We start from the raw sequence: 12,529 nt of genomic DNA on the forward strand, positions 1-12,529 counted from the left end.
GGCCTCAGCCCTCCTCGTCCATCAGGAAGGCGCGATGCAGACGCATCAGCACCCAGGCCGCCAGCGGAAACACGGCGGTCGCCAGCATCACCTGGAAGCCCGCCGCCCGGAACGTGAGCAGCTCCGCCGCCATCAGGGAATAGACCGCCCACTGCACCGCCGCAGCCCCCAGCGCCACCATGGTGAAGCCGATCCAGAGCAGCAGGAACGAGTTGCCCAGGAAGAAGCGGCGCTGCGTCAGCAGCAGCCAGTAGGCCAGCACGAAGACCAGCGCCGTCATGCCCAGGGGCGCGCCCCCCAGCAGGTCGTTCAGCACGCCCAGCAGGAACACCAGCGTCGGCCGCAACAGGTCGGGGCGATGGATCGCCCAGTAGACGACGGCCATCAGCATCAGCGGCGGCGCCACCTGCACCAGCCCCGGTATCTGTGTCGGGGTCATGCCGACCAGCATGAAGATCACCGTCGTGCCCAAGGGCAGCAGATGGCGCCCCGTCTGGTCGAGCCTTTGCCAGATCCCCACGGCCATGGCCGCGGCCCTCACTGCATGGCGCCAGGCTGCACCGCTTCGGCCGCCAGCCCGCCGGGAATGCCGAAATCGACGAGCTGGACATGCTCGATCCGCGTCAGGTCCACCATCGGCACGACCCGCGGCTCACCGCCCCCGGTCGTCACCATGCCCATGGGCAGGCCCGGCGGGAACAGGCCGCCATGGCCGGAGGTGAAGACCCGTTCCCCCTCGATCACCTCCGCCCCCCGCTGCATGTACATCAGACGCGGCCGCTCCGTGTTGTCGCCGGCCAGCATGGCGCGGCGACGGCTGGTTTCCAGCACCACCGGAATGCGGGCGTTGATGTCGGTCATCAGCAGGATGCGCGACGACCATTCGCCCACCTGGACCACCCGGCCGACCAGCCCCTGCCCCGCCATGGCAGCCTGTCCCCGCTTCACCCCGTCGCGCCGGCCGGCCGTGACGACCAGGGTGTGAAGGAAGGCGCTGCCGGGATCGGCGATGACGCGGGCGGTGATGAAGGAGACGGCAGGATCCGGCCTGTAGGCCAGCAGCGAACGCAGCGAGCGGTTTTCCGCATCCAGACGCAGCGCCGCCTGCTGCCATTGCAGCAGGCGCGCATTCTCTTCCCGCAGGCGCTGGTTCTCACCGTGGATGCGGGCAAGCTGGCGGATGGATTCGATCACGTCCGCCGCGGCGGCGGCCGGCCGGGAGAGCACGTCGAGGACGGGAGCGAAAGCATCCGTGACACGGGCACGGGCATGATCGACGACAACCGCATCGACCCGTCCGAAGACCATCAGCGCCACCGCGGCCACGATGAGCAGCAGGAAGTAGAACCGGTTGAGCAGAGCCCAGAGTGGGGCCGCGATCCGAACCACTGTTCCGCCGTTGCGCGTCTTCACTGGCCGCTTCCGCAGGGTCCGAAAACTTGGTCTCCCCCGGCGGCACCGGGGGAGCGATCAAGGGAATATTATAACATCCGGCCGCGTCAGTACATGGTGATGAGGACGTTCTTGAGCGTCTTCATCTCCTCCAGCGCCCGGCCGGTGCCCAGCGCCACACAGGACAGCGGGTCGTCAGCGATGGAAACGGGCAGGCCCGTCGCATGGCGCAGCACGAAATCCAGGTTGCTCAGCAGGGCGCCGCCGCCGGTCAGCACGATGCCCTTGTCCACGATGTCGGCGGCCAGCTCGGGCGCCGTATGCTCCAGCGCGACCTTCACCGCCTCGATGATCTGGCTGACGGGCTCCGCGAGGCTCTCGGCGATCTGCCGTTCGCTGATGATCAGCTCCTTCGGCACGCCGTTCATCAGGTCCCGGCCCTTTATCTCCATGACCCGGCCCTCGCCGTCCTCCGGCGGACAGGCAGAGCCGATCTCCTTCTTGATGCGCTCGGCCGAGCCCTCGCCCACCAGCAGGTTATGGTGGCGACGGATGTAGGCGATGATCGCCTCGTCCATCTTGTCGCCGCCGACACGGACGGAGCGGGAATAGACGATGCCGCCCAGCGACAGGACGGCCACCTCGGTCGTGCCGCCGCCGATGTCCACGACCATGCTGCCGGTCGGTTCCGTCACCGGAAGCCCGGCGCCGATCGCGGCGGCCATCGGCTCCTCGATCAGGAACACCCGGCGCGAGCCGGCATGCTCGGCGGATTCCTGGATGGCGCGGCGTTCCACGGCGGTGGAACCCGACGGCACGCAGATGATCACCTGCGGGCTGGCGAAGCCGCGCCGGTTGTGCACCTTCCGGATGAAGTGCTTGATCATCTCCTCCGCCACCTCGAAATCGGCGATGACGCCGTCGCGCAGGGGGCGGATGGCCTGGATGTTGCCCGGCGTGCGGCCGAGCATGAGCTTCGCCTCGTCACCGACGGCGAGCACCTGCTTCTTGCCGCGCACGTTGGCGATGGCAACCACCGAGGGCTCGTTCAGCACGATGCCGCGGCCCTTCACGTAGACCAGGGTGTTGGCCGTCCCCAGGTCGATCGCCATGTCGGCCGAGAACATCCCAAGCAGGTTAGGAAACATGGACGGAAATTTTCTCTGAGTCCGGTGTCAGCGGGCCGCTCCGCGGACGACCCCGGAACTGGCCGTGCCGCCCGGTTTGCATAGACCATCCAGGCGCCCTTCCTCAAGGGGTGAAAGCCCGGCGGCTGGAATTTGTCGTTGCGGTGTTAAGGAATTGCAGCAGATGAGACCGCCCCCGCGAGGGTCGGAGGGCAGTCGGGAGGCCGTCGGGAGGCGGTCAGGAGCCGACCGGGGGCCGCCCGCGACCGTTGCAGCAGACAGCCGCGGGGAGCGGCAGAGCCGCCGGGCCGGGACAGCCCCGACTCGCCCGGCAGGGCGCCGGGCGGACGGGACACCGGTGGGATGATGCCGTCAGGCCGGTCAGGCGCTGAGCGCCGCGGGTGCGGTCTTCTCCCGCTTCACCAGCAGCTTGTTCAGGGCGTGGATGTAGGCACGGGCGCTGGCGACCAGGGTGTCGGCGTCCGCCCCCTGCCCGTTCACGGTCTTGCCGTTCTCCTCCAGCCGCACCGTCACCTCCGCCTGGGCGTCGGTGCCGGCGGTCACGGCCTGCACCTGATAGAGCTGCAGCCGCGCCTCGTGCGGGAAGGCCTGCTTGATGGCGTTGAAGACCGCATCCACGGGGCCGTTGCCGAAGCTGACCACCGGCGCGCACGCCTTGCCGTCCACCTCCACCTCCAGCACGGCATGCTGCGGCCCCTTGGAGCCGGCGACGACCTGGAGGGAGACGAACTGGATACGGTCGTTCTGGCGGCCGACCTCGTCGTCCACCAGGGCCACGATGTCCTCGTCGAACACGTCCTTCTTGCGGTCGGCCAGATCCTTGAAGCGCCTGAAGGCGTCGTTGACGGCGTTGTCGCCCATCTCCTCGTAGCCCAGCTCCTTGAGCTTGGCGCGGAAGGCGGCGCGGCCGGAATGCTTGCCCATGACCAGGGTGGAGCGGTTCAGGCCGACGCTCTCGGGCGTCATGATCTCGTAGGTGCCGGCATGCTTGAGCATGCCGTCCTGGTGGATGCCGGATTCATGGGCGAAGGCGTTGGTGCCGACGATCGCCTTGTTGGGCTGCACCGTGAAGCCGGTGATGGTGGAGACCAGCCGCGAGGCGCGGGTGATGTGCTCGGTCCGGACGCCGGTCGTATAGGGCATGGCGTCATGGCGCGTGCGCAGCGCCATGACGATCTCCTCCAGGGCCGCGTTGCCGGCGCGTTCGCCCAGGCCGTTGATCGTGCATTCGACCTGCCGCGCACCGTTGGCGACGCCGGCCAGCGAGTTGGCGACGGCGAGGCCCAGATCGTTGTGGCAGTGGACGGAGAAGACCGCCTTGTCGCTGTTCGGCACCCGCTCGATCACCATGCGGATCAGCGCGCCGTACTCCTCCGGCACGGCATAGCCCACCGTGTCGGGGATGTTGATGGTGGTGGCGCCGGCCTTGATCGCCGTCTCCACGCAGCGGCAGAGGAAATCGGGCTCGGTCCGCGAGCCGTCCTCCGCCGACCATTCCACGTCGTCCACCAGAGTGCGGGCATGGCCCACGCTGTCCGCGATGGCCTGGACCACGGCGTCCGGCTGCATCTGGAGCTTGTACTTCATGTGCAGCGGGCTGGTGGAGATGAAGGTGTGGATGCGCCTGCGCTCGGCGTACTGCAACGCCTCCGCGGCGCGGTCGATGTCCATGCGCGCGGCGCGCGACAGGCCGGCGACGACGGAGGTCTTCACCACCCGGCCGATTTCCCGCACGCACTCGAAATCGCCGTTGGACGCGATGGGGAAGCCGGCCTCGATCACATCGACGCCCATCTCCTCCAGCGTCAACGCGATGCGGAGCTTCTCCTCCAGGTTCATGGAGGCGCCGGGCGACTGCTCGCCGTCGCGCAGCGTCGTGTCGAAGATGACGACGCGGTCGGCCGGGCGCTGCGATACGGGGGTGGTGACGGTCATGCTACGGGTCCTCGCCTGGGCGGCCGTTCCCGCGGATCATCGGTGGGGCGGACGGCCGGAAATTTCGACTATGGCTGACGCGCCGACATGCGGCGCGGGGTTCCCCCTGAACGCCTCTCCGCAAGCGGAGCCGCGGCGCTCAGGGGCCGATAAGTCGAAGGGCGAGAAGCAGCAGGGCGGTGGCCGCGCCGGACAGGTGCAGCGCCAGCAGCGCGCGGCCGGTATCGGCGGCGGCGGTGCGGGCGGTTGCTTTTCCAACGGGACGCTGCATGGCGCCGTCAGTCCTGTTCATGTCGAAACCGGCCAGCCCCTGGCGGGATCGCGGCCGGCGAAGCCGGGTTGCTGAAGGTCAATCTAGGACGCAACGCCGTTAGCCGCAACGGCTTTCTTCCGAAAGGAGCTTTCCCGGAAAGGCGCACGGCCGGGGCGGCGGCGCCCCGGCCGGCGGAACCGTCACGCCTTGCGGGCGTCGGTCCAGCGACCCACGACCTGTTCCAGGATCGGCAGCGGCATGCTGCCGCCGACCAGGATCAGTTCGTGGAAGTCGCGCAGGTCGAAGGCGGCCCCGAGCTTCGCCGCCGCCTTGGCCCGCAGATCCTCGATGGCGCGCATGCCGACCTTGTAGGCCAGCGCCTGCCCCGGATTGACGGCGTAGCGGTTGATCTCCCGCTCCACGCTCTCCCGCGGGATCATGGAGTTCGACTCCATGTAGTCGGCCGCCTGCTCGCGTGTCCAGCGTCGGGCATGGATGCCGCTGTCCACGACCAGCCGGATGGCGCGCCACAGCTCGTTGTTCAGGCGGCCGGCGTCGGAATAGGGGTCCTGATAGAGCCCGACCTCCTTGCCCAGCTTCTCGGCATAGAGGCCCCAGCCCTCCCCGAACACGGTGTAGCCGCCGATCCGGCGGAAGATCGGCAGGTTGTCCGCCTCCTGCTGGATGGCGTTCTGCATGTGGTGGCCCGGCACCGCCTCGTGATAGGCGATGGCCTCGATCTCGTGCCGCGGCCGCTCGCGCATGGTGGCGAGGTTGATGAAGTAGATGCCGGGCCGGCTGCCGTCGCGCGAGGGGCGGTTGTAGAAGGCCGGCGGCGAGGATTTCTCGCGGAACGGCTCGACCCGCCGCACCTCCACCGGGGCCTGCGGCAGGGTGCGGAACAGCAGCGGCAGCTTGCCCTGCATCGCCGCCACCGCGGCGCGCGCCTCGGTCAGATAGGCCTCGCGGCCCGCATCCGTGTCGGGGAAGAAGAAGCGCGGATCGCTGCGCAGATAGGTGAGGAAGGCCGGCAGGTCGCCGCCGAACCCCGTCGCCTTGCGGATGGCGTCCAGCTCCCCGTGCAGGCGCTTGACCTCCGACAGGCCGAACTCGTGGACCTCGTCGGGGGTCATGGGCAGGGTGGTGTGGCGGCGGACGCAGGCGCGGTAGTAGTCCTCGCCCTGCGGCAGCTTCCAGACGCCGTCATCCGTGCCGGCGCGCGCCTCCAGCGAGGCCAGCAGGGCCAGCAGCCGCTCGTAGGCCGGCTTCACGCCGTCGCGCAGGGCGCTCTCCGCCTCCGTCAGCAGGGCCTTGTGCTCCGCCTCGGGCAGCCTGGCGCGTGCCAGCTTCGCCTTGGCATCGGCCCAGAGGGCGCTGTCCTCCCCGGAGCCGTCGAACGGCGCGCCGGCGATGATGGAGCGGGCGTCCTCGACCGCCTTCGCCAGGGAGAATTTCGGCGGCAGCACGCCCATCTCGGCCCGCCGCAGCGTCTCCCGCTCCACCGCCGCGAACTGGGCGGGGATGCCCTTCAGCCGCTGCACATAGGCGGCGGCCGAGGCCGCATCCACGACGCGGTGCTGGTTGATGAGGAAGGCCGGCAGCCCCGTATGGGCGCCGTACAGATGATTGATGGTGTAGGCGTGCAGCCGCCAGGGGAAGGCCTCCGCGTTCTGCTGCGCGCGGAACCGGAACAGCTCGACCGACAGCCGGTCCTGCTCCGACAGGGTGGCGGGGTCGAACGCCGCCTCCAGGCGGGCGACGGCCTCCTGCTCCAGCGCCTGTTCGCGCTGTGCCGCCTCGTCGGAGATGTCGTCCCAGTCGCCGCGGTCGTAGCGCAGGCCCAGCGAGGTTTCGAGCTGCGGCCGGCGCTCCACATAGCCCTTGTCGAATTCGGTGAAGAAGAGATCCAGCGCCGGCGACGGCCCGGCCGCGGCTCCCGTCGCCGCCCCCTCTGTAGCCGCGGCGGCAGCGCCCGCCCACGGCAGCGAGGCGACCGCCACCGCGGCGGCCCCGCCCAGCATGCCCGTTCTCAGCACGTCACGACGTGTCAGCATTGCGCTCAAGCTCCCCGGTCCCTGTTGTTTCGTGGTTGGTGATGTCCGTCCGCGGGGACGGCCGCCGCGGATCAGGCCCGTTCGGCCGCGATCCAGCCGTCGATCCTGTCCTCCAGCACGGTCAGCGGCAGGCTGCCGCCGGTCAGCACCGCGTCATGGAAGCGGCGCAGGTCGAAGCGGTCGCCCAGGTCCGACTCCGCGCGGGTGCGCAGGTCCTCGATGGTGCGCATGCCCATCTTGTAGGCCAGCGCCTGTCCGGGATTGCCGATGTAGCGCTCGATCTCGCGCACGGCGCGCGGCTCCGGGATGGCGCTGTTGGCGGTCATGAAGTCGATGGCCTGCCGCCGGGTCCAGCGTCTGGCGTGGATGCCGGTGTCCACCACCAGCCGGATGGCGCGGAACAGCTCCCCCTCCAGCCGGCCGTAGTCGCTGTAGGGATCGGTGAAGGCGCCGAACGCCTTGACCATCTTCTCCGTGTACAGCGCCCAGCCCTCGGCATAGGCGGAGTAGCCGCCGAAGCGGCGGAAGCGCGGCAGTCCCGTCAGCTCCTGCGCGATGGCGATCTGCATGTGATGGCCGGGGATGCCCTCGTGATAGGCCAGCGTCTCCACCCCGTGCCGCCGGTGCTCCTCCATGTTGAACAGGTTGATGAAGTAGATGCCGCCGCGGGAGCCGTCGCCCGGCGGCCCGTCATAGAAGGCGCGGGCAGAGCTGCGCTCGCGGAAGGGCTCCACCCGGCGGATCTCCATGCCGGCCTTGGGCAGGGTGATGAACATGCGGTCGAGCCGGGCCTTCATGGCCTCGATATAGCCGTGACTCAGCGCGATGTACTCGGCCCGCCCTTCGTCGGTGTCGGGGAAGCGGAAACGGGCATCGTCCCGCAGATAGGCGAGAAAGCCCTTGAGGTCGCCGTCGAAGCCGACCTTGCGGCGGATCTCCTCCACCTCGCCATGGATGCGGCGGACCTCCTCCAGTCCGAAGGCATGCACCTCCTCGGCCGGGGCGGAGCGGGTGGTGAAGCGACGGATGCGGTGGTCGTAGTAGGCGAGCCCGTCCGGCAGGCGCCAGACGCCGTCGTCCTCCCCCGCCTTGGCGACCAGCGGGTCGAGCGTGGCGAGAAGCGTCTCGTAGCCCTCGCGGAACGGCCCGTCGAGCGCCGCCGTCAGCTCCGCCACCAGCGCGGCGCTGCGCGCTTCCGGCAGCCCGGCCTCGCCCAGCTTGCCGCGGAAGTCCAGCAGCAGCAGGTTCTCCCCCTCCCCCGCGAAGGGCGCGCCAGCCAGGACGCGGCGCGCATCCGCCGCCGCCTTCGCCAGCGAGAAGCGGGGCGGCAGCACGCCGCGGTCCGCCCGGATCCGGACATTCTCGGCGGTGACGGCCAGCAGTTCCTTCACCGCGCGGACGCGGGCGACATAGGCGGCAGCGTCCGCCTCGGTCCGGATGTGGTGCTCGTTGATCAGGAATCCGGGAATGCCGGTGTGGCGTCCGCCGATATGGCTGACGGCGTAGCTGTTGAGCCGCCATCCGTACGCCTCGGCGTCGGCCTCGGCCTCGTACTCGAACAGGCGGTAGCTCAGCCGGTCCTGCTCCGACAGGCGGGCGGGATCGAACTCCGCCCGCAGGCGGGCCAGTTCGGCCTGCCGGCGCTCGTGCTCGCGGCGGCGGCCGTCCTCGCTGTCGTCGCTCCAGGCGCCATTGTCATAGCGGTAACCCAGCGCCGTCTCGCGCTCCGGGCTGGCCGCCACCTCGGCGTCGAAGGCCGCCTCCAGGAAGGTGTTGAGCGCGGTCCCCGCGCCGTCCGCCCCCGCCGTCGGCCCTGGAGCCGCCTTCCCGTCCGCCGCGACGGCCATCCCGCCGCGCAGCAGCAACGGCCCCGCGACCGCCCCAGCCGCCGCCATCGCCAGGAAATCGCGCCTGCCCACCCGCATCGTCGCCCGCATCGCCCTGTTCCGTTCGTTACTTTTGTTGCGAAGGATTAGGGCGGGGCGGCACGATTCCGTCCAGCGGGATTTACCAATCCGTTACAAACCAGCAGCACGGGGCACCGCAGCGCGGAGGGGGAGTGCGCGGCCGGAAGGCTGGCCCCGGAAACACGAACGGCCCCCGTCCGGATGGGACGGGGGCCGTCGACGGATGCCGCCTGGTGGCGAGGGATCAGTTCCGGTTCTTGTCGACCAGCTTGTTGGCGGTGATCCACGGCATCATGCCGCGCAGCTTCGCCCCCACCTCCTCGATGGGATGCTCGGCCTGACGGCGGCGGGTGGCCTTGAAGAAGGGCAGCCCGGCCTTGTTCTCCAGCATCCAGTCGCGGGTGAAGCGGCCGGACTGGATGTCCTCCAGCACCCGCTTCATCTCCGCCTTCGTCTCGGCGGTGATGATGCGCGGGCCGGTCACGTAGTCGCCGTACTCGGCGGTGTTGGAGATCGAGTAGCGCATGTTGGCGATGCCGCCCTCGTACATGAGGTCGACGATCAGCTTCACCTCGTGCAGGCACTCGAAATAGGCCATCTCGGGCGCGTAGCCGGCTTCCACCAGCGTCTCGAAGCCGGCCTGGATCAGGGCGGAGAGACCGCCGCAGAGCACGGTCTGCTCACCGAACAGGTCGGTCTCGCACTCCTCGCGGAAGGTCGTCTCGATGATGCCGGAACGGCCGCCGCCGATGGCCGAGGCGTAGGACAGCGCCACCTCCAGCGCGTTGCCGGAGGCGTTCTGGTGAACGGCCACGAGGCAGGGCACGCCGCCGCCCTTGACGTATTCGCTGCGCACCAGATGGCCGGGGCCCTTCGGCGCCACCATGAACACGTCCAGGTCCGGGCGCGGCTCGATCAGCTTGAAATGCACGTTCAGCCCGTGCCCGAAGGCGATGGCCGCCCCTTCGCGCAGGTTCGGGCCCAGCTCGGTCGCGTACAGCTCGGCCTGATGCTCATCGGGGGTGAGGATCATCACCACGTCCGCCCAGGCGGCCGCCTCGGCCGGGGTGACGACGGCGAGGCCGGCGGCCTCCGCCTTCTTCTTGCTGGCCGAGCCCGGCTTCAGCGCCACGCGCACCTCGGCGACGCCGCTGTCGCGCAGGTTCTGCGCATGGGCGTGACCCTGGCTGCCATAGCCGACGACGGCGACCTTCTTGCCCTTGATCAGGTTCACGTCGGCGTCACGATCATAGTAAACGCGCATTATTCTTTCTCCGGAAGGCCGCGAATCGGTCGTTTGCTACAGGCCGCACGGCCGTGCGGCAACAGGATTTTTCGTGCCCTGCCCATGCATTCCTCGCACCGGACGGCGGGCGGCCCGGTGCGGGGTCCCTTCCGGCACGGCGGCGCCGGAACGGTCCGTCACGGTGTCCCGACCCGCGTCACAGCCCGCCCGTGCCGCGGGACATGGCGACGGCGCCGGTGCGGCTGAGGTCCACCAGCCCGAGCTGGCCCATCAGGTCGATGAAGCGGTTCAGGTCGTCCGCCGTGCCGGTGATCTCGAAGACGAAGCTGGTGATGGTGGCGTCCACCACCCGCGCCTTGAAGATGTCGGCGATGCGCAGCGCCTCGACCCGCTTCTCGCCCGCGCCGGACACCTTCACCAGCGCCATCTCGCGCTCCACGAAGGGGCCTTCGAGGGTGAGGTCGCGGACCCGGTGGACGGGCACCAGCCGGTCGAGCTGCGCCTTGATCTGCTCGATGATCATGGGCGTGCCGGAGGTGACGATGGTGATGCGCGAGAGCTGCTGCTCCGCGTTCACCTCGGCCACGGTCAGGCTCTCGATATTGTAGCCGCGGCCCGAGAAGAGGCCGATGACGCGGGCCAGCACGCCCGGCTCGTTGTCCACGAGCACGCTGATCGTGTGGCGTTCGATGTGTTGTTCGACGGGAGACATGGGGCAGAAGGTCCGGATGTTCGTTGTTGCTGGGCACCATCGTATGGGGCGGCGGGCGTGCCGGCCGGGCCGGTCAGACCAGCACCATCCCCTCCTCCGGGGTCGCCTCGTCCAGCTTCTCCTCCGGGCCCAGCAGCATCTCGTTGTGGGCCTTGCCGCCGGGGATCATGGGGAAGCAGTTCTCCTTCTGGTCCACGCACATGTCCACGATCACGGCCTTCGGCGTCTCGATCATGGTGCGGATCACGTCGTCCACCTCCGACACCTTGGTGGCGCGCAGGCCGACGGCGCCGAACGCCTCGGCCAGCTTCACGAAGTCGGGCAGCGCCTGGGAATAGCTCTCCGAATAGCGCTCGCCGTGCAGGAGCTGCTGCCACTGCCGGACCATGCCCATCCACTGATTGTTCAGGATGAAGACCTTGACCGGCAGCCGGTACTGCAGGGCGGTGGACATCTCCTGGATGTTCATGAGGATGCTGGCCTCACCGGCCACGTCCACGACCAGCGCCTTGGGGTGCGCGATCTGCACGCCGATGGCGGCGGGCAGGCCGTAGCCCATGGTGCCCAGCCCGCCGGAGGTGAGCCAGCGGTTCGGCTTCTCGAACGGCAGGAACTGGGCCGCCCACATCTGATGCTGGCCGACCTCGGTCGTGATGAAGACGTCGTCGCGGCCGCGGGTCAGCTCGCGCAGGCGCTCCAGCGCGTACTGCGGCTTGATCACCTTGTCCGTCTTCTCGTAGCGCAGGCAGTCGCGCGCCCGCCAGCCCTCGATCTGCTTCCACCACGCCGCCAGCGCCTCGCGGTCGGGCTGCTTCGCCCGCGCCTTCCACAGCCGGATCATGTCCTCCAGCACATGCGCGGCGTCGCCCACGATGGCCACGTCCACGGGGACGTTCTTGTTGATGCTGGAGGGGTCGATATCGACATGGATCTTCTTCGAGCCCGGAGCGAACTCCGACAGCTTGCCGGTCACCCGGTCGTCGAAGCGGGCGCCGATGTTGATCATCACGTCGCACCCGTGCATGGCGAGGTTCGCCTCGTAGGTGCCGTGCATGCCCAGCATGCCCAGGAACTGCGGGTCCGACGCCGGGAAGGCGCCCAGGCCCATCAGCGTGGTCGTGCAGGGATAGCCCGTCATGCGCACGAGCTGGGTCAGGAGCTGGCTGGCGATCGGGCCGGAATTGATGACGCCGCCGCCGACATAGAAGATCGGCCGCCTGGCGTTGGCGATCAGTTCGACCGCCTCCTCCACCCGGTTCAGGTCGGGGCGGATCTGCGGCCGGTAGCTCTTGGGCGCGCACTCGCCGGGGGTGCGGTAGGGGCCTTCGGCGAACTGCACGTCCTTGGGAATGTCGATGACGACGGGACCCGGCCGGCCGTTGCGGGCGACGTAGAAGCCCTCATGGATGGTGCGGGCCAGGTTGTCCACATGCTTGACCAGGTAGTTGTGCTTGGACGCCGGCCGGGTGATGCCGGTCGTGTCGCACTCCTGGAAGGCGTCGTTGCCGATCAGGTGGGTGGGCACCTGCCCCGTCAGGCAGACGACGGGAATGCTGTCCATCAGCGCGTCCACCAGCCCGGTGACGGCGTTGGTGGCGCCGGGGCCGCTGGTCACCAGCACCACGCCCACCTTGCCGGTGGACCGGGCATAGCCCTCCGCCGCATGCACGGCGGCCTGCTCGTGCCGGACCAGGATGTGGCGGATCTCGTTCTGCTTGAACAGCGCGTCGTAGATGGGAAGGACGGCGCCGCCGGGATAGCCGAAGATGACGTCTACGCCCTGGTCCCGCAGCGCCTTGATGACGATCTCAGCCCCGGTGAGCTTGCCGTTGGGGGCGGTGACGGGCTTCTGGGCGGGAGGCATGGCGGTCTCTTCAAGGCT

The 12,529-nt window shown here is 69.2% G+C and carries 10 protein-coding genes; all 10 read right to left on the minus strand.

The window, feature by feature from the left end; all coding sequences use genetic code 11:
- Positions 1 to 4 precede the first annotated feature (4 nt).
- Positions 5 to 526, minus strand: a complete 522-nt coding sequence (mreD, locus tag RC1_RS09440; RefSeq protein WP_012567145.1) for a rod shape-determining protein MreD — start codon at positions 524 to 526, stop codon at positions 5 to 7.
- A gap of 11 nt (positions 527 to 537) precedes the next feature.
- Entirely contained in the window at positions 538 to 1,413 is an 876-nt protein-coding gene (mreC, locus tag RC1_RS09445) for a rod shape-determining protein MreC (protein WP_012567146.1), read from the minus strand.
- A gap of 86 nt (positions 1,414 to 1,499) precedes the next feature.
- Positions 1,500 to 2,540, minus strand: a complete 1,041-nt coding sequence (locus RC1_RS09450) for a rod shape-determining protein (RefSeq protein WP_012567147.1) — start codon at positions 2,538 to 2,540, stop codon at positions 1,500 to 1,502.
- A 360-nt stretch (positions 2,541 to 2,900) separates the two neighbouring features.
- The gene (locus RC1_RS09455) at positions 2,901 to 4,475 is read right to left on the minus strand and encodes a 2-isopropylmalate synthase (RefSeq protein ID WP_012567148.1); all 1,575 of its coding nucleotides are present in this window, start codon (positions 4,473 to 4,475) and stop codon (positions 2,901 to 2,903) included.
- Positions 4,476 to 4,614: 139 nt separating this feature from the next.
- Complete coding sequence (locus tag RC1_RS22505; RefSeq protein WP_012567149.1) at positions 4,615 to 4,746, minus strand: hypothetical protein; 132 nt, start codon at positions 4,744 to 4,746, stop codon at positions 4,615 to 4,617.
- Between the two features lie 182 nt (positions 4,747 to 4,928).
- Positions 4,929 to 6,782 carry a DUF885 domain-containing protein gene (locus RC1_RS09460; RefSeq protein WP_012567150.1) on the minus strand — a complete coding sequence of 618 codons (1,854 nt, stop codon included), beginning with the start codon at positions 6,780 to 6,782 and terminating at the stop codon, positions 4,929 to 4,931.
- 71 nt (positions 6,783 to 6,853) lie between these two features.
- Positions 6,854 to 8,719 carry a DUF885 domain-containing protein gene (locus RC1_RS09465; protein WP_012567151.1) on the minus strand — a complete coding sequence of 622 codons (1,866 nt, stop codon included), beginning with the start codon at positions 8,717 to 8,719 and terminating at the stop codon, positions 6,854 to 6,856.
- A gap of 214 nt (positions 8,720 to 8,933) precedes the next feature.
- Positions 8,934 to 9,953: a ketol-acid reductoisomerase gene (gene ilvC / locus RC1_RS09470; RefSeq protein WP_012567152.1), complete on the minus strand. Its 1,020-nt coding sequence runs from the start codon at positions 9,951 to 9,953 to the stop codon at positions 8,934 to 8,936.
- A gap of 178 nt (positions 9,954 to 10,131) precedes the next feature.
- On the minus strand, positions 10,132 to 10,647 hold the full coding sequence (gene ilvN / locus RC1_RS09475) for an acetolactate synthase small subunit (RefSeq protein WP_012567153.1): 516 nt from the start codon (positions 10,645 to 10,647) through the stop codon (positions 10,132 to 10,134).
- A 73-nt stretch (positions 10,648 to 10,720) separates the two neighbouring features.
- Positions 10,721 to 12,511 (minus strand): acetolactate synthase 3 large subunit, encoded by a 1,791-nt coding sequence (locus RC1_RS09480; RefSeq protein WP_012567154.1) that lies wholly within the window; start codon positions 12,509 to 12,511, stop codon positions 10,721 to 10,723.
- Between the last annotated feature and the right edge of the window lie 18 nt (positions 12,512 to 12,529).

The sequence above is a fragment of the Rhodospirillum centenum SW genome (assembly GCF_000016185.1).
In the GTDB taxonomy this organism is placed as follows: domain Bacteria; phylum Pseudomonadota; class Alphaproteobacteria; order Azospirillales; family Azospirillaceae; genus Rhodocista; species Rhodocista centena.